Origin of the sequence: Pseudomonas sp. NPDC087803 (assembly GCF_044742995.1) — a bacterium.
Classification (GTDB): Bacteria; Pseudomonadota; Gammaproteobacteria; order Pseudomonadales; family Pseudomonadaceae; genus Aquipseudomonas.
In genome coordinates this window covers 1-24,242 of the sequence record NZ_JBIUVO010000046.1, presented here as the reverse complement: position 1 = coordinate 24,242, position 24,242 = coordinate 1, and the positions used below count along the sequence as shown (strand labels likewise).

The following is a 24,242-nucleotide window of genomic DNA, read 5'->3' as shown; positions in this document are numbered from 1 at the left end:
CACCACCCCGTATTTCAAGCCGACTCGGGAATTCGGTCGGGTACGCCTTACGGAACGGGTCATCCTTGTTAATCATGCGATTGAAGGTGAACAGCACGTCGTCGGCGTTGAACTCACGAGTCGGCTTGAAATACGGGGTGGTGTGGAACTTGACGCCTTCACGCAGGTGGAAGGTGTAAGTCAGGCCGTCCGTGGAAATGTCCCAACTGGTGGCCAGGCCAGGAACAACGGCGGTGCCGCCGCGCTCGAACTGGCTCAGGCGGTTGAACATGGTTTCGGCTGAGGCGTCGAAGTCGGTTCCGGTGGTGTACTGGCCTGGATCAAAACCGGCCGGGCTCCCTTCGGAGCAGAACACCAGGTTAGTCGCAGCGGATGCGAAAGGTGCGGAGGCTAACAAGGCCGACTAAAAACGGAATGACCGCGTGTTTAAGCATGTTGGCCTCATGATTTGTTGTCATTTTTTAATATTGAGGTACGACCTCGTGAGTCGTGCCTGCGGATACTTATGCAGGGGCCATACCCAATGCAAGATCCAGAGCGACTGCCGGCCTCAAAGCGTGGCACGAACGTACCTTAATGTCGCATTTGTATAAGAGTTGACGCATTTGACCGTTTGCGGCCGTTTTTTACGGTGCAAATGGAGCCCCAAAACGGTGCATTGGTCACGTTGTGCGCGCCGCCTTGGGGCTTGGTGTTACTTATTTATACCCACGCCGTAGAAGGGCGTCAGGCCAAACGGACTGATCTTGAAGTCGGTCACTTCCTTGCGCAGCGGCTGGAACACCGTGGAGTTGGCGATCGGGGTGATCGGCACCTGCTGTTTAAGGATCAGTTGCGCCTGTTGATACAGTTTTACCCGTTGCGCCTTGTCGGTGGTCACCTTGGCCTGCTGCACCAGTTTGTCGTAGGCCGGGTCACACCACTTGGCGTAGTTGCTGCCCTTGACCGCCGCGCAGCTGTAGAGCACGCCGAGCCAGTTGTCGGGGTCGCCGTTGTCACCTGTCCAACCATAGATCATCGCGTCGTGTTCGCCATTTTTCGCACGCTTGATGTACTCGCCCCATTCATAGCTGACGATGTTGGCCTTGATGCCGATCTTGTCCCAGTCCTGCTGGATCATCTGCGCCGACATCCGCGCGTTCGGGTTGGAGGCGCGCTGCACGGTCATCGCCCACAAGTTGATGGTGGTGCCCGGTGCAACCCCGGCTTCCTTGAGTAGCGCCTTGGCTTTGACCGGGTCGTACGGTGCGTCCTTGATGTTCGGGTCATACGACCATTGCGCCGGTGGCAAGGCGTTCTGCGCCAGTTGGCCGGCACTCTGGTAGACGGCTTTGATGATCGCCGGTTTGTCGATGGCCATGTCCAGCGCCTGGCGGACCTTGAGCTGATCCAGTGGCGGGTGAGTGGTGTTGTAGGCGAGGAAGCCGAGGTTGAAACCGGCCTGCTTGAGTACACGCAGGTTCGGGTCTTGTTCCATCACTTCGATGTCGGCCGGGCGCGGGTAGCCGCTGACCTGGCATTCGCCGGTTTTGAGTTTTTGCAGGCGGACGGCGGCGTCGGGGGTGATCGAGAAGATCAGGTTGTCGATCTTCACGTCCTCGGGTTTCCAATAGGTCGGATTGGCGGCGTAGCGGATCTGCGAGTCCTTCTGGTAACGCTTGAATACGAACGGGCCGGTGCCGACGGGTTTCTGGTTGAGGTCGGCGGCTTTGCCTTCCTTTAATAGCTGGGCAGCGTATTCGGCCGATTGCACCGAGGCGAAGCTCATGGCGAGGTTTTGCACGAAGGCGGCGTCGACGTTGTTGAGGTTGAAACGCACGGTGTTGTCGTCGAGTTTTTCCACCGATTTGATCGTGGTGTTCAGGCCCATGTCGGTGAAATATGGGGACTCGGCGGGGTAGGCCTTGCGGAAGGCGTTGTCCGGGTCGAGCAGGCGCTGGAAGGTGAACAGCACGTCGTCGGCGTTGAAATCGCGGGTGGGTTTGAAGTAGTCGGTGGTGTGGAATTTTACGTTTTGGCGCAGGTGGAAGGTGTACTGGAGGCCGTCCGGGCTTACGTCCCAGTTGGTTGCCAGGCCGGGTTCGACTTCGGTGCCGCCGCGTTTGAATTGGGTGAGGCGGTTGAAGACGGTTTCGGCGGAGGCGTCGAAGTCGGTGCCGCTGGTGTATTGGCTGGGGTCGAAGCCTGCGGGGCTGGCTTCGGAGCAGTAGACCAGGGTTGTTGCTGCGTTTGCGATTGGGGTTATGGCGGTCAGGGCCAGTGTGATCAGGAGTGGTTTGAGGGTGGATCTTTGCATGTCTGGCCCGTGGGTCTGGAGGTGATTGTTCCTTGAGGTTAGCGGGGATTCGGGGGTGTTCGGAAATATCGTTTTTTGAGGGGGTGCGTCTATCTCGGTATATCCAGCGCTGTTTGGGCATATCCGTTTCTTCGGGGGCTGCGGCTTATGGTTCCGCCCTTACGGCGGGTCACTTTTTACAAACGCCTAAAAAGTAACCAAAAACGCTTGCTCCTACGTTCGGCCCGCTCGCTAAAGCTCGGGGTCCCTTCGCTGCGGGATTGATCCGGGCGCAGCGCCTACGGTTTGCTTCGCTGCACCTCCTCTCGCTGTATTTGGCTGCGCCAAACGGTCGCTGCGCTCCCACCCCCGGATCAATCCCTCCGCTCAGCCTTCCGACGTCGCCCGTGGATCAAGATCACGAGCTGCAGCCGAGCTTGCGCTCATCCTGGAGTGGGGCGGCATGCGCCGCGTGCGGGTTGTACTTATCTTCCCTGTAGGAGCTGCCGCAGGCTGCGATCTTTTGATCTTGATTTTGTGGGAGCTGGCTTGCCAGCGATGGCGGCCTGATAGCCGACCGGTCTCTAACTGAATAAACCCAGTCCCCCTGTAGGAGCTGCCGCAGGCTGCGATCTTTTGATCTTGATTTTGTGGGAGCTGGCTTGCCAGCGATGGCGGCCTGACAGCCGACCGGTCTCTAATTGACTGGACCCAGTCCCGCTGTAGGAGCTGCCGAAGGCTGCGATCTTTTGATCTTGATTTTGTGGGAGCTGGCTTGCCAGCGATGGCGGCCTGACAGCCGACCGGTCTCTAACTGAATAAACCCGATCCCCCTGTAGGAGCTGCCGAAGGCTGCGATCTTTTGATCTTGCTTTTGAATTGTGAAAGTCAAAGTCAAAAGATCGTCCGAACGCGGCCCGAGCCTTCGGCAGCTCCTACAGTGAGTGGGGTTGTGTTTAAGAATGTGTGAGAAAACCAGAAGCTTCCCACAAGGTTTTCAGGTTGTCCCTCGGACGTCAGCTCTCTAGCCTTGAGCTGTCGCTGAAAACTCAGCGATCGGGTGTGAGAACCCGTAGGAACTGTTAATCCACAATCAGTACCACCATAATTGCCGCCGGCATTTCTGCTGCTGCAATGTTCTATGGCGGCTGTGTGCGGGCGGGCTTCGGTCCGGCCGGGCTTGTTCCTACCGGTTTCTCACCCCGCACATTGCTGCCACCACTCCGCCGCGTGAGAAACGGCGCGTGAATGGCTATTGATTAGGAACGCTATCAATGTCCAAGCCTGTCCCCGATCCACCCCAAGAAACAACCCCACTCGCCGAAGCCCTCCACGCCGAAGACCTCGCGAAGAACCGCGAAGCGATCAAACGCGCCCTCGATTTCTACCTCAGTCCCGAATCCGCAAAACCCCGCCCACCCAGCTCGATGTTCGTCATCGATCCGGACATCGACACGGAAAGCCTGCTGGCGCACGCCTGTGAATCCCTGGCCTCGGCCAACACCATGGCCAGTGATTTCGCCGATCAGCTCAGTCGCCCGCAGCGCAATACAGCGCTGGCGATTCAGCAGATCATCATGCTGGCTGAACTGGCGGTGAATCGGGCGCTGGATCGGGTTGATCCGCAGGCTTGATACCTGTCAGATCTGACAGTAGATATACCGCGCGATTGGGATGAACATGATTGCAAGCGGCTCGCCTGGTTTTGTCTTGCCGGGCGAGTTGTGTATCCAAGCAAAAACTATTGAGGTGAAGCTATGGACATCACGGATGCAAAAAAACGCGGCTATGAAGTCATGCTGGTCGCCAAAGGGAATCGAGGGTCCTTTTGGCAGGTTTATCGGGCAGGACGGTTATTTGATGATCAAGAGTTTGGGACGGAGGCTGAAGCGTGGGCGCGCGCGATAGATCTGATTAATGCAGACCAATACAACCATTGATCTTCCGTTCAAGGTTTCGACTGATGTGTGGAAAAATACGGGGTGCCTGCAATGGCAGCTCATCACTACAAACCCGGGCACAAAAAAACCGGCGATCATTCACTGATCGCCGGTTTTTCATTCAGCCCACATCAACTCACTGCATCAGCACTTCAATCGAGCCATCGGCGGTCAGGCTGACCTGGCTGGTGCCGGCTTCAACTTCCGGTGTCACCGGTGCCGAATCCGCCATGCCGGCGGCTTTCATCATCATCGGGGCGCGCATGTAAGGTTGCGGGAAGCCATTGCTGTTGAGGTTCAGGTTGACGATTTTGTAGCCCTTGCCGCCCAGTGCATCGGTGGCCAGTTGCGCGCGGGCCTTGAAGGCGCTGACGGCTTCTTTGAGCAGTTGGTCTTCGCTGGCCTTGCGGGTCGGCTCGGCGATGGCGAAGTCCATGCCGCCCATTTTCAGGTCGGTCAGCAGTTCGCCGGTGAGTTTGGACAGGGCGGCGAAGTCGGCGCTGTCCAGGCGCTGTTCGGCGCGTTCGAGCCAGCCGGTGATTTTCTGGCCTTTGGTGTCGTAGTTCGGGTAGCTGTTGCGGCTGCCCTGGCGCAGGGTGATGTCTTTGACCTGCTTGGCCTGGGCCAGTGCCTTGTTCATGGTGGTGCTGACATCGGCGGCGAGTTTGGCCGGGTCGGTGTTTTGCTCTTCGGTGTAGAGCGTCACGATCATCAGGTCGCGGGCCACTTCCTGGCTGACTTCGGCACGCAGGGAGATCTGGTTGTAGTGCAGCTCATCGGCGGCCAGCGCCGGAAGGCTGGCGACGCTGCCGACGGTCAGGGCGAGAAGGGCGGCGCTGCGGCGAAATGTGTGCATGAAAGCTCCTTGATGGGGGCGCAGGTGCTGGTTCGGGGGCCTGCGTGAAACCATCAGACTCTAACTTCTGCGATCCGGTTCGCCCAGTTACAACTTCTATACAGATGCGCCGGGCTCACCGCAGATCCTGAGTCGAGTGCGCTCTTGTGGCGAGGGAGCTTGCTCCCGCTGGGCTGCGAAGCAGTCCCAACCCCGGCAACCGTGATCTGCCAGAAATACCGGAGATACCGGATTTACGACTGCTTCGCAGCCGAGCGGGAGCAAGCTCCCTCGCCACAGTTGATCTGTGGCAGCCGTGCGGGGTAGACCAATTTTCTGGCAATGCCATGTGGTCATTTGCCGCACTTTCGCCTCTCAAAGCCGTGGCTTGGTTATACTCCGTGCGATTCGCCTGGAGCGCTCATCAGGAGAGCTCATGCTCGCCCCCGTACAACTGACTTCCGCCACTCGCCAGAACCTCTGGCGGCTGACGTTCATCCGCACCCTGGTGCTCGCCGCGCAGGCCGGCTCCGTAGGCCTGGCTTACTGGCTGCAACTGCTGCCGTTGCCGTGGGTGCAACTGGCGATGACCCTCGGCTGCTCGATTCTGCTGTGTGTGTTCACCGCCGTGCGCCTGCGTACTTCATGGCCGGTGACTGAACTCGAATACGCCCTGCAACTGGCCTGTGATCTGGTGATCCACAGTGCGCTGCTGTATTTCTCCGGCGGTTCGACCAACCCGTTCGTTTCCTATTACCTGGTGCCGCTGACCATCGCGGCGGTGACGCTGCCGTGGCGCTATTCGGTGATTCTGTCGGGCATCGCGCTGGCGCTGTACACCGTGATGCTCACACGTTTCTATCCGCTGGAAACCCTGCCGGTGGCCCGCGAGAACCTGCAGATCTACGGCATGTGGCTGAGCTTTGCGCTGGCGGCTGCGGTCATCACGTTTTTCGCTGCGCGCATGGCTGAAGAGCTGCGCCGTCAGGAGGAGTTACGGGCGATTCGTCGCGAAGAAGGCCTGCGCGATCAGCAGTTGCTGGCGGTCGCCACACAGGCGGCCGGCGCCGCGCATGAACTCGGCACACCGCTGGCAACCATGAGCGTGTTGCTCAAGGAAATGCAGCAAGATCACCCCGACGCGATGTTGCAGGACGATCTGAAGGTGCTGCAGGATCAGGTCAAACTGTGCAAAGAGACCCTGCAACAACTGGTGCGCGCCGCCGAAGCCAATCGGCGTATGGCCGTGGAGATGCAGGACGTCACCCAATGGCTCGACGAAGCGCTGAACCGCTGGCACCTGATGCGTCCGGAAGCCAGTTACCGTTTTCAGCGTCTCGGCCAGGGCACAGTGCCGCGCATGGCGCCGCCGCCGGATCTGACCCAGGCGCTGCTCAATCTGCTGAACAATGCCGCCGACGCCTGCCCGGAAAATCTCCAGGTGACGCTGGACTGGGATGCGGAAACGGTGACTATCAGCATTCGTGACCACGGCGCCGGTGTGCCGCTGGCCATCGCCGAGCAGATCGGCAAACCGTTTTTTACCACCAAGGGCAAAGGTTTCGGCCTGGGCCTGTTTTTGAGCAAGGCCAGCGTGACACGCGCCGGCGGCTCAGTGAAACTCTATAGTCATTTGGATGGCGGCACGCTCACCGAGCTGCGCCTGCCCCACGGCGCCCGAGGAGACCAACATGAGTGACGAAATCCAAGTCGAAGGCGAAGAACTGCCGCATTTGCTGCTGGTCGACGACGACGCGACCTTCACCCGAGTGATGGCCCGTGCCATGGCCCGCCGTGGCTTTCGCGTCAGCACCGCCGGTTCCGCCGAAGAAGGCCTGACCATCGCCCAGGCCGATCTGCCGGACTACGCCGCGCTGGACCTGAAAATGGACGGCGACTCCGGTCTGGTGCTGCTGCCCAAGCTGCTGGAGCTGGACCCGGAAATGCGCGTGGTGATCCTCACCGGTTATTCGAGCATTGCCACGGCGGTCGAAGCGATCAAGCGCGGTGCCTGCAACTACCTGTGCAAACCGGCCGATGCCGACGACGTACTGGCCGCGCTGCTCTCCGAGCACGCCGACCTCGACAGTCTGGTGCCGGAAAACCCGATGTCGGTTGACCGTCTGCAATGGGAGCACATCCAGCGTGTGCTGACCGAACACGAAGGCAACATCTCCGCCACTGCCCGCGCCCTGGGCATGCACCGCCGCACCCTGCAGCGCAAACTGCAGAAGCGCCCGGTTCGTCGCTGAACCTGCGCTGAACGGCCATCGCCAGCTCTCGCGATAACGCGCACCGATCAACTATGATCGGTGCGTGTCTGTTCTTTTCTTTATCGAGCCTTTTCCATGAATCAGAACGCTGAATATTCCGCGGTCAACGATGCTGTGCGCGGGCAGTTTTTTCGCAAGGTGTGGGCGATCATCACGCCTTACTGGCGCAGTGAAGAGAAGGGCAAGGCCTGGACACTGCTGATTGCGGTGATCGCGCTCTCGTTGCTGAGCGTGGGCATCTCGGTGTGGTTCAACACCTGGTACAAGGATTTCTACAACGCCCTGCAAAAGAAGGATGAAGCGGCGTTCTGGCGCTTGATTCTGTATTTTTGCGGCATTGCGGCCGTGGCGATTGTCGGTGCCGTGTACCGGCTTTATCTGACCCAGATGCTGACGATTCGCTGGCGGGCCTGGCTCACCGAAAAGCATTTCTCCCGTTGGCTTGCCGACAAGAATTACTACCAGCTGGAGCAGGGCGGTTATACCGATAACCCGGACCAGCGGATTTCCGAAGACCTCAATAACTTCACCTCCAATACCCTTGAGCTGGGGATCGGCCTGCTGCGCAATATTGTCAGCCTGGTGTCGTTCTCGATCATTCTGTGGGGCGTGTCGGGCAGCATCGAAGTCTATGGCATCACCATTCCCGGCTACATGTTCTGGTGCGTGCTGGTCTACGCCGTGGTGGGCAGCTGGCTGACGCATTTGATCGGTCGTCGCTTGATCGGCCTGAACAACCAACAACAACGCTTCGAAGCCGACCTGCGTTTTTCCATGGTGCGGATTCGTGAAAATGCCGAGAGCATCGCGTTGTACAACGGCGAGCCGAACGAAAATCGTCGTTTGAGCGGGCGCTTCGGCAATGTCTGGCACAACTTCTGGGACATCATGAAAGTGTCCAAGCGCCTGACGTTCTTCACTGCCGGTTACAGCCAGGCTGCGATCATTTTCCCGTTTATCGTTGCGTCGCCGCGTTACCTCGCCGGCAAGATCGAACTGGGCGAGCTGATGCAGATCAGCTCGGCATTCGGCAACGTCCAGGAGAGCTTCAGCTGGTTCATCAGCGCCTATCAGAGCCTCGCATCCTGGCGCGCTACCTGTGATCGTCTGCTGAGTTTCCGGCAGGCCATGACCGATAACGAAGAGCGCGTTCCGGCCATTGATGTGCAGAATCAGGGCAGTGAATTGAAGGTGCATAACCTCGGTCTTGACCTGGCCGATGGTCGTCACCTGCTGACCCATGCCGACATGACGGTGGAGCCGGGCGAGCGGGTGATGCTCAGCGGCCGTTCCGGCAGCGGCAAGTCGACGTTGCTGCGGGCGATGGGGCATCTGTGGCCGGCGGGGCACGGCAATATTCGTCTGCCGGCCGCGCGTTACCTGTTCCTGCCGCAGAAACCCTATCTGCCGATCGGCACTCTGCGCGAGGCATTGAGTTATCCACAACCGGGCGATACCTACGCGCCGGAGCGCTATGCGCAAGTGCTGGAAACCTGCCGTCTGCCGCATCTGGTCGCACGTCTGGACGAAGCCAATCACTGGCAGCGCATGCTGTCGCCGGGTGAGCAGCAACGTCTGGCCTTCGCCCGCGCCATGCTCTACGCACCGCAATGGCTGTACATGGACGAAGCGACGTCGGCGATGGATGAAGAGGATGAGGCGACGCTCTATCAGGCGCTGATTGATCAGTTGCCGGGGCTGAGCATCGTCAGCGTCGGCCACCGCAGCAGCCTGAAACGCTTCCATCCACGGCATGTGCGGATCGACAGCGGGCATCTGGTGGAACAGGCCGTGACCGCTTAACCCCCACAATGCCCCTGTAGGAGCTGCCGCAGGCTGCGATCTTTCGATGTTGTTTTGAAGATCAAAAGATCGCAGCCTGCGGCAGCTCCTACAGGGAGGACTGTGACGAGTGATCGTACAACTCGCCTGCGCTATGATGCCCACCAAGCCGAATTTTCGAGAACCGACGTTAACCATGGAAAACCCGATCGACACCCCGCGCCTCCCGCGCAAGCGCCGCAGCCTCGCTCAGGAGCTGGTGACGGTGCTGAGCGAGCAGATCCGCGACGGTCTGCTCAAGCGCGGCGACAAGTTGCCCACCGAGTCGGCGATCATGCAGGAACATGGCGTCAGCCGCACCGTGGTGCGCGAAGCGATTTCCCGTTTGCAGGCCGCAGGCCAGGTGGAAACCCGCCACGGCATCGGCACCTTCGTGCTGGATACGCCGAGTCCGAGCGGTTTTCGCATCGACCCGGCGACGGTCGTCACCCTGCGTGATGTGCTGGCGATTCTTGAATTGCGCATCAGCCTGGAAGTCGAGTCCGCCGGCCTTGCCGCGCAACGCCGCAGCCCCGAACAACTGGCAACCATGCGCGCCGCCCTCGATGCGCTGAACGACAGCGTGGCCCACGCCAGCGACGCGGTGGCCTCGGACTTCGCCTTCCATCTGGAAATCGCGTTATCCACCGGCAACCGCTATTTCACCGACATCATGACCCACCTGGGCACCAGCATCATTCCGCGGACGCGGCTGAATTCGGCACGGCTGGCCCACGATGATCAGCAGCACTACATGCAGCGCCTGAGCCGTGAGCACGAGGAAATCTACGAGGCGATCGCCCGCCAGGATGCCGATGCGGCGCGGGCGGCGATGCGCCTGCATTTGACCAACAGCCGTGAGCGGTTGCGTCAGGCGCATGAAGAGGCGCAGGCGCAGCGCGGCTGATTTTGCAGGTTTGATTCCTGTGTTGATTGATCTACCGCTTTCGCGAGCAAGCCCGCTCCCACCCTGGAATGCATTTCAAGTGTGGGAGCGGGCTTGCTCGCGAAGGGGCCTGTGAATTCAGCGCGGCAATATCGAGCGGTCCACCCTCACTGCCAAGTTCGCTTTCCCCGGCGACACAGCAAATGTCGCCAAACCGCCCTTATCCACAACCCCCCGCGCAATCGGCTTGCCGTCCGCCAGCAACTCCAGCGGCGCACCTTGCAGCGATTGCCCGGACGCCAGTTCCAGTTTCAATGTGATCGTCATGCTGATGCTCCTTGATTGACGTTGCCAGTCGGGTGGTAGTCCTTGAGCAGCAGGTACGTGCTCCAGCCCCACCAGTTGTCGACGGTGGCGGTGTCGTTGAGGTTGTTCACATCTTTGCGGCGCAAGACTTTGCCGCCCTCGACGCGGAACAGCGGCGCGAAGTTGTTCGAAATATTCAGCACCGCCGTCAGGTCGGGCACGCGTCGCAGTGCGGCGAATGTGGACGGGGCGGGCAGCGTGCCGCTCAAGTAAGCGGCAAACACCTCATCCGCCGAGGCCTGAACCGCCAGATTGACCTGGGTGCGGTTGTCCGCGTCGCTGGTTTCGAAGTAGCGCTTGTCGCCGTACGCACGCCATTGATCGCCATGGGCGTTACGCACCTTGAGGCCGAATTTGCTGTCCTCGTCGTGCATGAAGCGGGTGATCAGTGAACCCAGATCGCTCGGGGTGACCACCGCGGCAAGCTCCTTGCGCGGTACTCGCAAGTGGCCGGATGAGAACAGGTCGGTGAGGAAGTGGTCGGCAAACGCGTTCATCGCGTAGGCCCGTTCCAATTGTTGTTCATCGTGAGTGGCGCGGGCCGCGACCGCGGTTTGCAGCGCAGCAGTGTGTCCGGCGATGTAGGCCAGTTTTGCCCATTCGCCGAAGTGGTCGGCGTTGTTCGCCGCCAGTTTCAGATAACGCCCGAGCGGGAACAGCGCCGAGACGAAACTGCCGCCGCCGGTGAGCTTGTTCCACTCTTCAGACAACGTATCTCCGAGCGCATCGTAGGCTTCGTGCGGTGATTTGCCGTCCTTGATCGCCTGTTTAACCGCGTCGATCTCTTTTTGCATGACCGCGAGAATCTGCGGCGCCTCGGTGCGCGAGGCCGGGAGCACCGCGAGGGAGTCGAATGCGGCATTGAACCGGTTCAGGCGATCGGCCGGGGTCGCACCTTCGTTGATCGGTCGATCAACCACGCCGTAGAAATCACCACCCAGCGCCAGCACCTGACCGTAGGTCAGCGCGAGGCCGTTGGGCAGATGCAAGGGCACGTTTTGCGCGCGGATCGGTTCAGCGTTTTCAGCAAGGCGCAGCAGGGTTTTGTCGCCGATGGCCGTGTGTTCGCCACCTTCAAAGCGTAGTTTGGGCTTGCCTTTGAGGGGGGTGCCGGGCAGGGCGCTTAGCGGTTCGACATCGTTGTGGGCGTCGGCGATGTGCAACACCAGATGCGGATTGTCGGCGCTGAAGTGGATGCCGTTTTCCGTAAAAAGATCATCGAAACGAGCGATCAGCGGTTTGGGTCTTTCCTGTGGATCTGGATGCAGTCCGGACATTTCTGGCTCCTTGATATGTCATCGGTGGATTTATTTTTAACTGTATGGATATACAGTCAAAACGAGCCTAGACCAGATTTTTCCTACGTCAAGAAGCAATCTTGTCCGACAAAAAGCGCCGGGCGACGATGAAATGCTGTTGACGGTTGTCTTTTAAGTTGTACGATGACCTACAACTTCAGCGCTGGCTGAATCATAAAACTCACAAAAAATGTTGCTACCCAGGGTGTTCGAAAAATGAATCCACAAGAACTGAAGTCCATCCTCTCCGCCGGTCTGCTGTCATTCCCGGTCACCGATTTCAATGCTCAGGGCGATTTCAATCGCGCCGGTTACATCAAGCGTCTGGAATGGTTGGCCCCGTACGGCGCCTCGGCCCTGTTCGCCGCCGGTGGCACCGGCGAGTTCTTCTCCCTGGCAGCCAGCGAATATTCGGAAATCATCAAGACTGCAGTCGATACCTGCGCCACCAGCGTGCCGATTCTGGCCGGTGTCGGCGGCTCGACCCGTCAGGCCATCGAGTACGCCCAGGAAGCCGAGCGTCTGGGCGCCAAAGGTCTGTTGCTGCTGCCGCACTACCTGACCGAAGCCAGCCAGGACGGCGTCGCCGCCCACGTTGAGGCGGTGTGCAAATCGGTGAACATCGGCGTGGTGGTCTACAACCGCAACGTCTGCCGCCTGACCGCGCCGTTGCTGGAACGTCTGGCCGAGCGCTGCCCGAACCTGATCGGCTACAAGGACGGTCTGGGCGATATCGAGCTGATGGTGTCGATCCGTCGTCGCCTCGGCGATCGCTTCAGCTACCTCGGCGGCCTGCCGACCGCCGAAGTCTACGCCGCTGCCTACAAGGCGCTGGGCGTGCCGGTTTACTCGTCGGCGGTGTTCAACTTCATCCCGAAAACCGCGATGGACTTCTACCACGCGATTGCTCGCGAAGATCACGCCACCGTCGGCAAGATCATCGACGACTTCTTCCTGCCATACCTCGACATCCGCAACCGCAAAGCCGGTTACGCCGTGAGCATCGTCAAGGCCGGCGCCAAGATTGCCGGCTATGACGCAGGCCCGGTGCGGGCGCCGCTGACCGACCTGACCGGCGAAGAATTCGAAATGCTCGCCGCGCTGATCGACAAGCAAGGCGCGCAATAACACCGACCCACAAGGCCGCTGAGCAATCAGCGGCTTTTGCGTAGAGAGGAGAATTTTCTGTGGCTGATTCCAAGCGTTACGACAACTACATCAACGGTGAATGGGTCGCCGGTGCCGACTACTCGGCGAACATCAACCCGTCCGAGTTGAGCGACACCATCGGCGATTACGCCAAGGCTGACCTGACTCAGGTTCACGCCGCCATTGATGCGGCCCGCACCGCGTTCCCGGCCTGGTCGACTTCGGGCATTCAGGCTCGTCATGATTCGCTGGATAAAGTCGGCACGGAAATCCTCGCCCGTCGCGAAGAACTCGGCACCCTGCTGGCCCGGGAAGAGGGCAAGACCCTGCCCGAAGCCATCGGCGAAGTGACCCGCGCCGGCAACATCTTCAAGTTCTTCGCCGGTGAATGCCTGCGGCTGTCCGGCGATTACGTGCCGTCGGTGCGCCCGGGCGTCAACGTCGAAGTGACCCGCGAAGCCCTCGGCGTGGTCGGTCTGATCACCCCGTGGAACTTCCCGATTGCGATCCCGGCGTGGAAGATTGCTCCGGCGCTGGCCTACGGCAACTGCGTAGTCCTGAAACCGGCGGATCTGGTGCCGGGTTGTGCCTGGGCGCTGGCGGAAATCATCTCCCGCGCAGGCTTCCCTGCCGGCGTGTTCAACCTGGTGATGGGCAGCGGTCGGGTCGTCGGCGAAGCACTGGTCAACAGCCCGAAAATCGATGGCATCAGCTTCACCGGTTCGGTCGGCGTCGGTCGGCAGATCGCTGTTAATTGCGTGTCGCGCCAAGCCAAGGTGCAGCTGGAAATGGGCGGCAAGAACCCGCAGATCATTCTCGACGACGCCGACCTCAAACAAGCGGTCGAGCTGTCGGTGCAGAGCGCGTTCTACTCCACCGGCCAGCGTTGCACGGCGTCGAGCCGCCTGATCGTCACCGCCGGGATTCACGACCAGTTCGTTGAAGCGATGGCCGAGCGCATGAAGTCGATCAAGGTCGGCCACGCGCTGAAATCCGGCACCGACATCGGCCCGGTGGTTTCCCAGGCGCAGCTGGAACAGGACTTGAAATACATCGACATCGGCCAGAGCGAAGGTGCGCGTGTGGTCAGCGGCGGTGGTCTGGTGACCTGCGACACCGAAGGCTACTTCCTCGCGCCAACGCTGTTTGCCGACAGCGAAGCGTCGATGCGCATCAGCCGTGAAGAGATCTTCGGCCCGGTGGCCAACATCGTTCGCGTCGCCGATTACGAGGCGGCGCTGGCGATGGCCAACGACACCGAGTTCGGTCTGTCGGCCGGTATCGCCACCACCTCGCTGAAGTACGCCAACCACTTCAAGCGCCATTCGCAGGCCGGGATGGTGATGGTCAACCTGCCGACCGCCGGTGTCGATTATCACGTTCCGTTCGGTGGCCGTAAGGGTTCATCCTATGGCTCACGTGAGCAAGGCCGCTATGCGCAAGAGTTCTACACCGTGGTGAAAACCAGCTACATCGGCTCCTGAAGAAACATGCGGTGTCGACCCTGACACCGCCCCCCTGTAGGAGCTGCCGAAGGCTGCGATCTTTTGATCCTGATCTTCAAAGCAAGATCAAAAGATCGCAGCCTGCGGCAGCTCCTACAGGGAATACATGCAGCACAACAGATTCACCCGCGCATAAAAATAATCAGTGGGAGTACATCTACATGCAATCGTCCAAGCCGACTCACGTCCGCTATTTGATCCTGCTCATGCTGTTCCTGGTGACCACGATCAACTACGCCGACCGCGCGACCATCGCCATCGCCGGTTCCAGCCTGCAAAAAGACCTCGGCATCGACGCGGTCACCCTCGGTTATATCTTCTCCGCTTTCGGTTGGGCCTACGTCGCCGGGCAGATTCCCGGTGGCTGGCTGCTCGATCGCTTCGGCTCGAAAAAAGTCTATGCCCTGAGCATTTTCACCTGGTCGCTGTTCACCGTGCTGCAAGGCTTTGTCGGTGAGTTCGGCATGTCCACGGCGATTGTTGCGCTGTTCATGCTGCGCTTTCTGGTGGGTTTGGCCGAGGCGCCATCGTTCCCCGGCAACGCACGCATCGTGGCCGCGTGGTTCCCGACCGCTGAACGCGGTACCGCCTCGGCGATCTTCAACTCGGCGCAATACTTCGCCACCGTGCTGTTTGCACCGCTGATGGGCTGGATCGTCTACACCTTCGGCTGGGAACACGTGTTCATCGTCATGGGCGTGTTCGGCATCGTCTTCTCGGGGATCTGGCTCAAGGTTATCCACAGCCCGCGCCAACATCCGCTGGCCAACGAAGCGGAAGTGCAGTTCATCGCCGACAACGGCGGCATGGTCGACATGGACGTCAAGCAAGGCAAGAAAGCCGACGGGCCGAAATGGGATTACATCCGCCAGTTGCTGACCAATCGCATGATGCTCGGCGTGTACCTGGGCCAGTACTGCATCAACGGCATCACCTATTTCTTCCTGACCTGGTTCCCGGTGTACCTGGTGCAGGAGCGCGGCATGACCATTCTCAAGGCCGGTTTCATCGCCTCGTTGCCGGCCATCTGCGGCTTTATCGGTGGTGTGCTCGGCGGGGTGATTTCCGATTACCTGCTGCGCAAGGGCCATTCGCTGACCTTCGCCCGCAAGGCGCCGATTATCGCCGGACTGCTGGTGTCCAGCAGTATCGTCGCCTGCAACTATGTTGACGTGGAATGGATGGTGGTCGGCTTCATGGCCCTGGCATTCTTCGGCAAAGGCGTGGGCGCACTGGGTTGGGCGGTGGTCTCCGACACTTCGCCGAAACAGATCGCCGGTCTGAGCGGTGGCCTGTTCAATACCTTCGGCAACATCGCTTCGATTACCACGCCGATCGTGATTGGCTACATCATCAGCTCCACCGGTTCGTTCAAGTGGGCGCTGGTGTTCGTCGGCGCCAACGCTCTGGTGGCGGTGTTCAGCTATCTGGTGATCGTCGGCCCGATCAAACGTGTGGTGCTCAAAGAGCCGCCAACCAACGGTGGTTCTGAAATCACCGGCAAATTGTCTCAAGCGCATTCCTGAGGAGCGGCGTCATGCAGTTGATTGAACATTCCGACTCGCCGCGCTACATCCGCCTGCACGAGCGGGACAACGTAGTGATTGTGGTCAACGACCAGGGTGTACCGGCCGGCACTGAATTCCCGGACGGTCTGGTGACCGTGGATTTTGTGCCGCAGAGCCACAAGGTCACCCTCGAGGACATTCCCGAGGGCGGTCAGGTGATTCGCTACGGCCAGACCATCGGCTACGCGTTGCAGCCGATCCCGCGTGGCAGCTGGGTCAAGGAAGATCAACTGCGCATGCCGACCGCACCGCCGCTGGACAGTCTGCCGTTGTCCACCGAAGTACCGGCCGCGCAGGCACCGCTGGAAGGCTTCACGTTCGAGGGTTATCGCAATGCCGACGGCACCGTCGGCACGCGCAATATCCTCGGGATCACTACCACCGTGCAGTGCGTGACCGGCGTGCTCGATCACGCGGTGAAACGCATCAAGGACGAGTTGCTGCCGAAATACCCGCACGTCGATGACGTGGTGGCGCTGACCCACAGTTACGGCTGCGGCGTGGCGATCACCGCCACCGACGCCTACATCCCGATCCGTACAGTGCGCAACCTGGCGCGCAACCCGAACCTCGGTGGCGAGGCGCTGGTGATCAGTCTGGGCTGCGAGAAATTGCAGGCCGGGCAGGTGATGCATGAGGACGATGCCTCGGTGGACCTCAGCGAACCTTGGCTGTATCGCCTGCAGGATTCCAGTCACGGTTTCACCGAGATGATTGAGCAGATCATGGTGCTGGCCGAGACACGTTTGAAGAAGCTCGACCAGCGCCGTCGCGAAACCGTGCCGGCCTCCGAGCTGATCCTCGGCATGCAGTGCGGCGGCAGCGATGCGTTCTCCGGAATCACCGCCAACCCGGCGCTGGGTTATGCCTCGGATCTGCTGCTGCGCGCCGGGGCGACGGTGATGTTTTCCGAAGTCACCGAAGTGCGCGATGCGATCTACCTGCTGACCTCCCGTGCCGAGACCAAGACCGTGGCGCAGGAACTGGTGCGCGAAATGGATTGGTACGACCGCTATCTGGCCAAGGGCGAAGCGGATCGCAGCGCCAACACCACGCCGGGTAACAAGAAGGGCGGGTTGTCGAACATTGTCGAGAAGTCGCTGGGTTCGATCGTCAAATCCGGCAGCAGCGCGATCAACGGCGTGCTCGGCCCGGGCGAGCGTTTCAAGCGCAAGGGTTTGATTTTCTGTGCGACCCCGGCCAGTGATTTTGTCTGCGGCACTTTGCAGCTGGCAGCGGGGATGAACCTGCACGTGTTCACCACCGGACGCGGTACGCCGTATGGGCTGGCAATGGCGCCGGTGGTCAAGGTCTCGACCCGTACCGAACTGGCGCAGCGCTGGCCGGACCTGATCGACATCGATGCCGGACGGATTGCCACCGGGCGCGCGTCGATTGAGGAGTTGGGCTGGGAGTTGTTCCACTACTACCTGGAGGTGGCGAGCGGCAAACAGCAGACGTGGGCAGAGAAGCACAAGCTGCATAACGACATTACGTTGTTCAATCCGGCGCCGATTACTTGATCGTTGCGTGTTCAGCCTGAGGGATGGGGTGTCGGCACCGGCTATGCCCTCACCCCAGCCCTCTCCCGGGGGGAGAGGGGGCCGACCGAGTTGTCTTGCGTCATACATCGACCTGCAATACCGAGTTGATTATGGATTCAGCCATGTCAGTTCAGGTCGGCGGATCTCTTGAAGATCCCCCGATCGGTTCCCTCTCCCTCCGGGAGAGGGTTAGGGTGAGGGGCTTTTGAAGGTTTTGGCTTATCATTAGCCCCCTAACGACGCTCACCTCCAAGGCTCCCCGGCATGCTGGCAATCTTCCTTGAAACCCTGAACATCACCGCGCCTGTGTTCGCCATGCTGTTCCTCGGGGTGTTGCTCAAGCGCATCGACTGGATCAACGACAACTTCATCCACACCGCCTCGGCGCTGGTGTTTAACGTCAGCATGCCGGCGCTGCTGTTTCTCGGGATCCTGCATGCGGATCTGCACGCCGCGCTGCAACCGGCGCTGTTGATCTACTTCGCCGTCGCCACGCTGGCCAGTTTTGCTCTGGCCTGGGGCTGGGCGATCATCAAGTGCCCGCGTGAAGATCGCGGCATCTACACCCAGGGCGCGTTTCGCGGCAACAACGGGGTGATTGGTCTGGCGCTGGCGGCGAGCATGTACGGCGACTACGGGATTTCCCTCGGGGCGATTCTCGCGGCGCTGGTGATCCTGTTCTACAACACGCTGTCGACCATCGTGCTCGCGGTGTACAGCCCGGTGATCAAGTCCGATCCGTGGAGTATCTGTAAAAGCGTGTTCAGCAACCCGCTGATCATCAGCGTGATTACCGCCGCGCCGTTCGCGTATTTCCAGATCGGCCTGCCGGGCTGGCTGGAAACCTCCGGCCAGTATCTGGCGCAAACCACTTTGCCGCTGGCGCTGATCTGCATCGGCGGCACGCTGTCGCTGGCGGCACTGCGCAAGAGTGGCAGCATGGCGCTCAGTTCCAGTCTGGTGAAGATGATCGGCCTGCCGCTGCTGGCCACGCTCGGCGCATGGCTGTGGGGCTTTCGCGGGGCGGAGCTGGGGATTCTGTTCCTGTACTTCGGCAGCCCGACGGCGGCGGCCAGTTTCGTCATGGCCCGGGCGGCGCAGGGCAATCATGAGCTGGCAGCGGCGATCATTGTGCTGACCACACTGATGGCGGCGGTGACCACCAATGTCGGGATCTTTCTGTTGCAGTGGGGTGGGTGGATCTGAAGGGCAAGATCAAAAGATCGCAGCCTGCGGCAGCTCCTACATGGGAATGCGTTCTCCTGTAGGAGCTGCCGCAGGCTGCGATCTTTTAGCTTTTCTGATAACTGTCGATCACTTCCTGCGCCGCGCGAAACGCATCAATTGCCGCCGGTACTCCGGCGTACACCGCGCAATGCAGCAGCGCCTCGCGGATCTCCTCGACCGTACAACCATTGTTCAGTGCACCCCGCACGTGGCCCTTCAATTCCTGCGGACACTTCAACGCTGTCAGCGCCGCAAGGGTGATCAGGCTGCGGGTTTTCAGCGGCAGACCTTCGCGATTCCACACCCCGCCCCAGGCATGTTCATTGACGAAATCCTGCAACGGCTGAGTGAACTCGGTGGCGTTGCCCAGCGCGCGATCAACGAACGCATCGCCCATTACCTGACGGCGGATTTCAACCCCGGTTTTCTGCGAATCGGTCATGGCACATCCCTCTTGTGGTGTTGGCGGCGCCAGGCGCGTACGGACGTGAACAACAGGAACGCCAGCAGCGTCGGCAGCACGTAAAACAGCATCAGCTTTTCCAGTTTGCCGGCCAGTGGCATGCCGGTGGTGAACGACACCACGTGCAGCCCGTAAGCCGCGTACAAACCGAGCAGTAACAAGCCTTCGGCACGGGTCACGCGGTAGCCGGAATAGAACACCGGCAGGCACAGCGCAGCGACGCCGAGCATCACCGGCAAGTCGAAATCCAGCGCGTTCGGTGACACCGACAATGGTGTCGGCGCAATCAACGCAGTGACCCCGAGCACGCCGAGCAGGTTGAACAGGTTGGCGCCGATCACGTTGCCCACGGCGATATCGCGTTGCCCGCGCAGTGCCGCGATCAGCGAGGTGGCGAGTTCCGGCAGCGAGGTGCCGACCGCGACCACGGTCAGGCCGATCACCCGTTCGGAGAAACCCAGATCGGTGGCCACCGCCACCGCTGCGCCGAGCAGCAAATGCCCGGCGAACACCAGCAGCGCCAGGCCGACAGCGATCATCAGCAGACTGCTGAACCACGGTGCCTGCGGCGCTTGCGGCAATTCCGAATGCGGGCGCGCCGAGTGCCGCGACTGGCGCAGCAGCAGGCCCAGATACAACGCCAGTGCCGCGAGCAGCAGGACGCCGTCGAAGCGGCCGATCTGTTCATTCCAGGCGAGGACGAACACCAGCAGACTGGCGCCGATCATCAGCGGAATATCCAGACGCACCAGTTGCCGCGAGACCCGCAGCGGAATGATCAGCGCCGACAGGCCGAGGGTCACGAGGATGTTGAAGATGCTGCTGCCGATCACGCTGCCGACGGCGATGTCGGGGTTGTGCGCCAGAGTCGCTTGCAGGCTGACCGCCATCTGCGGGGCGCTGCTGCCGAGGGCGACGATGGTCAGGCCGATGATCAGCGGCCGCACATGCAGGCGCGCGGCCAGACGCACGGCGGCGCGCACCATCAGTTCGGCGCCGAGGATCAGCAGGACCAGCCCGCTGAACAACTCGATCAGGTTGATCAGCGGTAAATCGGCAAGAGCAAAAATGGTCTGCGCTCCATCAGTCGTCGAGGGCCTGCAGGCGAACCCGCGCGGTGCCGCTGCCGAGCATGCCGAGACGTTCGGCCGCTGCGCGTGAAACATCGATCAAGCGGCCACGGGTGTGCGGGCCACGATCGTTGATACGCACAATGCAGGATTTATCGTTTTTCAGGTTGGTGACCTTCACCCGCGTGCCGAACGGCAGTTGGCGATGGGCGGCGGTCAGGGAATTCAGGTTGAACGCTTCGCCGCTGGCGGTGCGTTTACCATGGTGTTTGGCGCCGTAGTAAGAAGCGACACCGGTCTGGTCGTAACCGTGCGGGTCGATGATGTCGTTGCTGGCGCAACCGGCGAGCAAGGAGAGCAGGGCGCAGGCGCCGAGCAGGCGTTTCATTCGAAAGCTCCACAAAACAAATGTGGAAACAACCCAATGTGGAGATCAGCTTCTGTGGCGAGGGGATTTATCCCCGATGGGGCGCGCAGTGCCCCCAAATTCCAGGTACAGAAGAATTGGGGCCGCTTCGCAGCCCATCGGGAATAAATCCCCTCACCACAAAACTCCTCCCGCCATAGATTGTTCCCACAGGGGATGGAGCCAGGCTTCAGGTCTGGCTCCATTTGCATCAGCCTTCGAGCTTGCTTTTCAGCAGTTCGTTCACTTGCTGCGGGTTGGCTTTGCCTTTCGAAGCCTTCATGGCCTGACCGACGAAGAAGCCGAACATCTTGCCGCGTTTGGCTTCGTCTGCCGCGCGGTATTGCTCGACCTGCTCGGCGTTGGCCGCGAGCATTTCGTCCAGCACCGCGGAGATCGCGCCGCTGTCGGTCACTTGCTTCAGACCGCGCTTGTCGATGATCTCGTCTGCCGTGCCTTCGCCGTTGGCCATCGCTTCGAAGACCACTTTGGCGATCTTGCCGGAGATGGTGTTGTCCTTGATGCGCTGCAGCATGCCGCCCAACAGCTCGGCGGAGACCGGCGAATCGTCGATGTCCAGGCCTTGCTTGTTGAGCAGGCTGCCCAACTCGACCATCACCCAGTTCGCCGCCAGTTTGGCGTCGCCGCCGATGGCTGCGACCTTCTCGAAGTAGTCCGCTTGCTCACGGCTGGTGGCCAGCACGTTGGCGTCGTAGGCCGACAGACCGAACTGGCTCTGAAAGCGCTCGCGTTTCTGCGGTGGCAGTTCCGGCAGGGTGGCGCGCACCTCGCCCAGGAACGACTCTTCGATGACCACCGGCAGCAGGTCCGGATCGGGGAAGTAACGGTAGTCGTTGGCTTCCTCTTTGGAGCGCATCGGACGGGTCTCGTCCTTGTTCGGATCGTACAGACGGGTCTGCTGGATCACTTTGCCGCCGTCTTCGATCAGCTCGATCTGCCGCTGGATTTCGGAGTTGATCGCCTTCTCGATGAAGCGGAACGAGTTGACGTTCTTGATCTCGCAGCGGGTGCCGAACTCGACCTGGCCTTTCGGCCGTACCGACACGTTGCAGTCGCAACGCAGCGAGCCTTCAGCCATGTTGCCGTCGCAGATGCCCAGGTAACGCACCAGCGCGTGGATCGCCTTGACGTAAGCCACGGCTTCCTTGGCGCTGCGCATGTCCGGCTCGGAAACGATCTCCAGCAGCGGCGTGCCGGCACGGTTCAGGTCAATGCCAGTGGCACCGTTGAATTCTTCGTGCAGGCTCTTGCCGGCGTCTTCTTCCAGGTGTGCGCGAGTAATGCCGACACGTTTGACGGTGCCGTCTTCCAGCGCGATGTCCAGGTGGCCCTTGCCGACGATCGGCAATTCCATCTGGCTGATCTGGTAGCCCTTCGGCAGATCCGGGTAAAAGTAGTTTTTACGGGCGAACACGTTGTGTTGACCGATCTCGGCGTCAATCGCCAGACCGAACATCACCGCCATGCGCACCGCTTCCTGGTTCAGCACCGGCAACACGCCGGGCATGCCCAGGTCGATCAGGCTGGCCTGGGTGTTCGGCTCGGAGCCGAACTGGGTGGAACTACCGGAAAAGATTTTCGACCGGGTAGTGAGCTGAGTGTGAATCTCCAGCCCGATCACGACTTCCCATTGCATGTGTGTCTCCTCAGAAGCCGGTTGGGGTGCGGGTGTGCCAGTCAGTGTTGAGCTGATACTGGTGGGCAACGTTCAACAGGCGACCTTCCTGGAAATACGGCGCGAGCAACTGCACGCCAACCGGCAGACCGTCGACAAAACCGGCCGGCATCGACAGGCCCGGCAGGCCCGCGAGGTTGGCGGTGATGGTGTAGACGTCTTCCAGATAGGCCGCGACCGGGTCGCTGTTCTTCGCGCCGAGCTTCCAGGCCGGGTTCGGCGTGGTTGGGCCGAGGATGATGTCGACTTCATTAAAGGCAGCCATGAAGTCGTTCTTCACCAGACGACGGATCTTCTGCGCTTTCAGGTAGTAGGCGTCGTAGTAACCGGCGGACAGCGCGTAGGCACCGACCATGATCCGGCGCTGCACTTCCGGCCCGAAGCCTTCGCCACGGGAGCGCTTGTACAGGTCGATCAGGTTTTCCGGGTTCTCGCAGCGATGGCCGAAACGCACGCCGTCGAAACGCGACAGGTTCGAGGAGGCCTCGGCTGGCGCGATCACGTAGTACGCAGGAATCGCGTGCTGCATGTTCGGCAGGCTGATTTCCTTGATTACGGCACCGAGCTTCTGCAACTCCTGGATGCTGTTCTGGATCAGATCGGCGATGCGCGGGTCGAGACCGGCGCCAAAGTATTCCTTCGGCACGCCGATGCGCAGGCCTTGCAGCGAGCCATTGAGGCCTGCGGCGTAGTCTGGAACCGGCTCGTCGATGCTGGTGGAGTCGTTCTGGTCGAAGCCAGCCATACCTTGCAACAAAATTGCGCAGTCTTCGGCCGTGCGTGCCAACGGGCCGCCCTGATCGAGGCTGGAGGCGTAAGCGATCATGCCCCAGCGCGAAACACGACCGTAGGTCGGTTTCAGGCCGGTGAGGTTGGTGAACGCGGCGGGCTGACGGATCGAACCACCGGTGTCGGTGGCCGTGGCCGCCGGCAACAGACGAGCGGCAACCGCGGCGGCCGAACCACCGGACGAACCGCCCGGCACGTGTTCCAGGTTCCACGGGTTTTTCACCGCGCCGTACCAGCTCGACTCGTTGGCCGAACCCATGGCGAATTCGTCCATGTTGGTCTTGCCCAGCGTCACGGCGCCGGCTGCGGCCAGTTTCGCGACCACGGTGGCGTCGTACGGGGCTTTGAAGTTGTCGAGCATCTTCGAGCCGCAACTGGTGCGGATGCCCTGGGTGCAGAACAGGTCCTTGTGGGCGATCGGCGCACCGAGCAGGGCGCCGCTCTCACCGTTGGCCCGGCGCGCGTCGGCGGCTTTCGCCTGCTCGAGTGCCAGCTCTTCGGTGAGGCTGATGAAACTGTTGAGCTGCGGATCGAGCTGGGTAATGCGCGCCAGCAGGACTTTGGTCAGCTCTTCGGAGGAAAACTTTTTATCGGCGAGACCGCGGGCGATCTCGGCCAGAGTCATTTGATGCATTGCAGGCTCTTTCCCTTTAGTCGATGACTTTCGGAACCAGATACAGGCCGTTTTCGACCGCTGGTGCGATGGACTGATAGGCCTCGCGGTGATTGCTCTCGGTCACGACGTCAGCGCGCAGGCGCTGACTGGCTTCCAGCGGGTGGGCCAAAGGCTCGATACCGTCGGTATCAACGGCCTGCATTTCGTCGACCAGCCCGAGAATGCTGTTGAGGGCGGAAGTAATGTGCGGAAGATCGGCATCATTCAGGCCAAGGCAGGCCAGATGTGCGATTTTTTCCACGTCGGAGCGTTCTAGCGCCATCGGGATTCTCCAGTGGAAAACAGAACGGACGGCGTCCGTGTGTTAGATTGTCGGAACACTACCGCACTTCTACGGTCATAAGGCCGCGATTGTGGGGCTTGGTGCACAGAAAAGCGGCCAATTTAACATATTGGCGCCTTGCCCAAAATCCCTGTCGTTGTTAGAGTTTGCCGCACTTTTTTACCCACGCGTT

Annotated in this window: 22 protein-coding genes; 11 read left to right on the top strand and 11 right to left on the bottom strand. The window is 60.6% G+C overall.

Annotated elements, in window-relative coordinates:
* Both ACIOUG_RS19785 and ACIOUG_RS19780 read right to left on the bottom strand, forming a co-directional pair.
* The coding region (locus tag ACIOUG_RS19785; protein WP_401067975.1) for an ABC transporter substrate-binding protein at positions 1-397 on the bottom strand (397 nt) is incomplete at its 3' end.
* A 297-nt stretch (positions 398-694) separates the two neighbouring features.
* Positions 695-2,296, bottom strand: coding sequence for an ABC transporter substrate-binding protein (locus tag ACIOUG_RS19780; RefSeq protein WP_401067973.1), 1,602 nt, complete (start codon positions 2,294-2,296; stop codon positions 695-697).
* Positions 2,297-3,549: 1,253 nt separating this feature from the next.
* On the opposite strand from ACIOUG_RS19780, the gene ACIOUG_RS19775 reads away from it, so the two are divergent.
* Positions 3,550-3,909 (top strand): DUF6124 family protein, encoded by a 360-nt coding sequence (locus ACIOUG_RS19775; RefSeq protein WP_401067970.1) that lies wholly within the window; start codon positions 3,550-3,552, stop codon positions 3,907-3,909.
* A gap of 123 nt (positions 3,910-4,032) precedes the next feature.
* On the top strand, positions 4,033-4,215 hold the full coding sequence (locus tag ACIOUG_RS19770; protein WP_401067967.1) for a hypothetical protein: 183 nt from the start codon (positions 4,033-4,035) through the stop codon (positions 4,213-4,215).
* Between the two features lie 136 nt (positions 4,216-4,351).
* On the opposite strand, the gene ACIOUG_RS19765 is transcribed toward ACIOUG_RS19770, so the two are convergent.
* Positions 4,352-5,071, bottom strand: a complete 720-nt coding sequence (locus ACIOUG_RS19765; RefSeq protein WP_401067965.1) for an SIMPL domain-containing protein — start codon at positions 5,069-5,071, stop codon at positions 4,352-4,354.
* A gap of 415 nt (positions 5,072-5,486) precedes the next feature.
* Here ACIOUG_RS19765 and ACIOUG_RS19760 point away from each other — a divergent pair, with 415 nt between their 5' ends.
* The 4 genes from ACIOUG_RS19760 to ACIOUG_RS19745 all read left to right on the top strand — a co-directional run bounded on the left by ACIOUG_RS19760 (position 5,487) and on the right by ACIOUG_RS19745 (position 10,051).
* Complete coding sequence (locus ACIOUG_RS19760; RefSeq protein WP_401067962.1) at positions 5,487-6,749, top strand: ATP-binding protein; 1,263 nt, start codon at positions 5,487-5,489, stop codon at positions 6,747-6,749.
* On the top strand, positions 6,742-7,302 hold the full coding sequence (locus ACIOUG_RS19755) for a response regulator transcription factor (protein ID WP_003221630.1): 561 nt from the start codon (positions 6,742-6,744) through the stop codon (positions 7,300-7,302). The genes ACIOUG_RS19760 and ACIOUG_RS19755 overlap by 8 nt, the downstream gene beginning before the upstream one ends.
* A 96-nt stretch (positions 7,303-7,398) precedes the next feature.
* On the top strand, positions 7,399-9,126 hold the full coding sequence (locus ACIOUG_RS19750; RefSeq protein ID WP_401067960.1) for an ABC transporter ATP-binding protein/permease: 1,728 nt from the start codon (positions 7,399-7,401) through the stop codon (positions 9,124-9,126).
* 175 nt (positions 9,127-9,301) lie between these two features.
* Complete coding sequence (locus tag ACIOUG_RS19745; RefSeq protein ID WP_401067957.1) at positions 9,302-10,051, top strand: FadR/GntR family transcriptional regulator; 750 nt, start codon at positions 9,302-9,304, stop codon at positions 10,049-10,051.
* A 117-nt stretch (positions 10,052-10,168) separates the two neighbouring features.
* Here ACIOUG_RS19745 and ACIOUG_RS19740 read toward each other — a convergent pair whose 3' ends face one another.
* On the bottom strand, positions 10,169-10,357 hold the full coding sequence (locus tag ACIOUG_RS19740; protein ID WP_401067956.1) for a hypothetical protein: 189 nt from the start codon (positions 10,355-10,357) through the stop codon (positions 10,169-10,171).
* On the bottom strand, positions 10,354-11,673 hold the full coding sequence (locus ACIOUG_RS19735; protein WP_401067953.1) for a phospholipase: 1,320 nt from the start codon (positions 11,671-11,673) through the stop codon (positions 10,354-10,356). Before ACIOUG_RS19735 ends, ACIOUG_RS19740 begins: the two co-directional genes overlap by 4 nt.
* 237 nt (positions 11,674-11,910) lie before the next feature.
* Here ACIOUG_RS19735 and kdgD point away from each other — a divergent pair, with 237 nt between their 5' ends.
* The 5 genes from kdgD (at position 11,911) to ACIOUG_RS19710 (ending at position 18,666) form a co-directional block, all read left to right on the top strand.
* Entirely contained in the window at positions 11,911-12,822 is a 912-nt protein-coding gene (kdgD, locus tag ACIOUG_RS19730; RefSeq protein WP_207847756.1) for a 5-dehydro-4-deoxyglucarate dehydratase, read from the top strand.
* A gap of 59 nt (positions 12,823-12,881) precedes the next feature.
* Positions 12,882-14,327 carry an aldehyde dehydrogenase family protein gene (locus ACIOUG_RS19725; RefSeq protein ID WP_401067950.1) on the top strand — a complete coding sequence of 482 codons (1,446 nt, stop codon included), beginning with the start codon at positions 12,882-12,884 and terminating at the stop codon, positions 14,325-14,327.
* A gap of 182 nt (positions 14,328-14,509) precedes the next feature.
* Positions 14,510-15,874, top strand: coding sequence for an MFS transporter (locus ACIOUG_RS19720; protein ID WP_202370184.1), 1,365 nt, complete (start codon positions 14,510-14,512; stop codon positions 15,872-15,874).
* Between the two features lie 11 nt (positions 15,875-15,885).
* Entirely contained in the window at positions 15,886-17,439 is a 1,554-nt protein-coding gene (gene garD / locus ACIOUG_RS19715; RefSeq protein ID WP_401067947.1) for a galactarate dehydratase, read from the top strand.
* Positions 17,440-17,724: 285 nt separating this feature from the next.
* Complete coding sequence (locus tag ACIOUG_RS19710) at positions 17,725-18,666, top strand: AEC family transporter (RefSeq protein ID WP_401067944.1); 942 nt, start codon at positions 17,725-17,727, stop codon at positions 18,664-18,666.
* An 85-nt stretch (positions 18,667-18,751) separates the two neighbouring features.
* On the opposite strand, the gene ACIOUG_RS19705 is transcribed toward ACIOUG_RS19710, so the two are convergent.
* The 6 genes from ACIOUG_RS19705 to gatC form a co-directional block, all read right to left on the bottom strand.
* Positions 18,752-19,129, bottom strand: a complete 378-nt coding sequence (locus ACIOUG_RS19705) for a carboxymuconolactone decarboxylase family protein (RefSeq protein ID WP_367083103.1) — start codon at positions 19,127-19,129, stop codon at positions 18,752-18,754.
* Complete coding sequence (locus ACIOUG_RS19700) at positions 19,126-20,187, bottom strand: calcium/sodium antiporter (RefSeq protein ID WP_401068003.1); 1,062 nt, start codon at positions 20,185-20,187, stop codon at positions 19,126-19,128. The genes ACIOUG_RS19705 and ACIOUG_RS19700 overlap by 4 nt, the downstream gene beginning before the upstream one ends.
* A 46-nt stretch (positions 20,188-20,233) precedes the next feature.
* Positions 20,234-20,608 (bottom strand): septal ring lytic transglycosylase RlpA family protein, encoded by a 375-nt coding sequence (locus tag ACIOUG_RS19695; protein ID WP_401067941.1) that lies wholly within the window; start codon positions 20,606-20,608, stop codon positions 20,234-20,236.
* A 229-nt stretch (positions 20,609-20,837) separates the two neighbouring features.
* Positions 20,838-22,283 carry an Asp-tRNA(Asn)/Glu-tRNA(Gln) amidotransferase subunit GatB gene (gatB, locus tag ACIOUG_RS19690; RefSeq protein WP_401067939.1) on the bottom strand — a complete coding sequence of 482 codons (1,446 nt, stop codon included), beginning with the start codon at positions 22,281-22,283 and terminating at the stop codon, positions 20,838-20,840.
* Positions 22,284-22,293: 10 nt separating this feature from the next.
* The gene (gene gatA, locus ACIOUG_RS19685) at positions 22,294-23,745 is read right to left on the bottom strand and encodes an Asp-tRNA(Asn)/Glu-tRNA(Gln) amidotransferase subunit GatA (RefSeq protein ID WP_401067936.1); all 1,452 of its coding nucleotides are present in this window, start codon (positions 23,743-23,745) and stop codon (positions 22,294-22,296) included.
* Between the two features lie 16 nt (positions 23,746-23,761).
* Complete coding sequence (gatC, locus tag ACIOUG_RS19680; RefSeq protein ID WP_401067935.1) at positions 23,762-24,049, bottom strand: Asp-tRNA(Asn)/Glu-tRNA(Gln) amidotransferase subunit GatC; 288 nt, start codon at positions 24,047-24,049, stop codon at positions 23,762-23,764.
* Positions 24,050-24,242 lie beyond the last annotated feature (193 nt).

Coding starts and splice junctions, on each gene's coding strand:
- ACIOUG_RS19780 (WP_401067973.1), bottom strand. CDS start 2,296: ATGCAAAGATCCACCCTCAAACCACTCCTGATCACACTGGCCCTGACC.
- ACIOUG_RS19775 (WP_401067970.1), top strand. CDS start 3,550: ATGTCCAAGCCTGTCCCCGATCCACCCCAAGAAACAACCCCACTCGCC.
- ACIOUG_RS19770 (WP_401067967.1), top strand. CDS start 4,033: ATGGACATCACGGATGCAAAAAAACGCGGCTATGAAGTCATGCTGGTC.
- ACIOUG_RS19765 (WP_401067965.1), bottom strand. CDS start 5,071: ATGCACACATTTCGCCGCAGCGCCGCCCTTCTCGCCCTGACCGTCGGC.
- ACIOUG_RS19760 (WP_401067962.1), top strand. CDS start 5,487: ATGCTCGCCCCCGTACAACTGACTTCCGCCACTCGCCAGAACCTCTGG.
- ACIOUG_RS19755 (WP_003221630.1), top strand. CDS start 6,742: ATGAGTGACGAAATCCAAGTCGAAGGCGAAGAACTGCCGCATTTGCTG.
- ACIOUG_RS19750 (WP_401067960.1), top strand. CDS start 7,399: ATGAATCAGAACGCTGAATATTCCGCGGTCAACGATGCTGTGCGCGGG.
- ACIOUG_RS19745 (WP_401067957.1), top strand. CDS start 9,302: ATGGAAAACCCGATCGACACCCCGCGCCTCCCGCGCAAGCGCCGCAGC.
- ACIOUG_RS19740 (WP_401067956.1), bottom strand. CDS start 10,357: ATGACGATCACATTGAAACTGGAACTGGCGTCCGGGCAATCGCTGCAA.
- ACIOUG_RS19735 (WP_401067953.1), bottom strand. CDS start 11,673: ATGTCCGGACTGCATCCAGATCCACAGGAAAGACCCAAACCGCTGATC.
- kdgD (WP_207847756.1), top strand. CDS start 11,911: ATGAATCCACAAGAACTGAAGTCCATCCTCTCCGCCGGTCTGCTGTCA.
- ACIOUG_RS19720 (WP_202370184.1), top strand. CDS start 14,510: ATGCAATCGTCCAAGCCGACTCACGTCCGCTATTTGATCCTGCTCATG.
- garD (WP_401067947.1), top strand. CDS start 15,886: ATGCAGTTGATTGAACATTCCGACTCGCCGCGCTACATCCGCCTGCAC.
- ACIOUG_RS19710 (WP_401067944.1), top strand. CDS start 17,725: ATGCTGGCAATCTTCCTTGAAACCCTGAACATCACCGCGCCTGTGTTC.
- ACIOUG_RS19705 (WP_367083103.1), bottom strand. CDS start 19,129: ATGACCGATTCGCAGAAAACCGGGGTTGAAATCCGCCGTCAGGTAATG.
- ACIOUG_RS19695 (WP_401067941.1), bottom strand. CDS start 20,608: ATGAAACGCCTGCTCGGCGCCTGCGCCCTGCTCTCCTTGCTCGCCGGT.
- gatB (WP_401067939.1), bottom strand. CDS start 22,283: ATGCAATGGGAAGTCGTGATCGGGCTGGAGATTCACACTCAGCTCACT.
- gatA (WP_401067936.1), bottom strand. CDS start 23,745: ATGCATCAAATGACTCTGGCCGAGATCGCCCGCGGTCTCGCCGATAAA.
- gatC (WP_401067935.1), bottom strand. CDS start 24,049: ATGGCGCTAGAACGCTCCGACGTGGAAAAAATCGCACATCTGGCCTGC.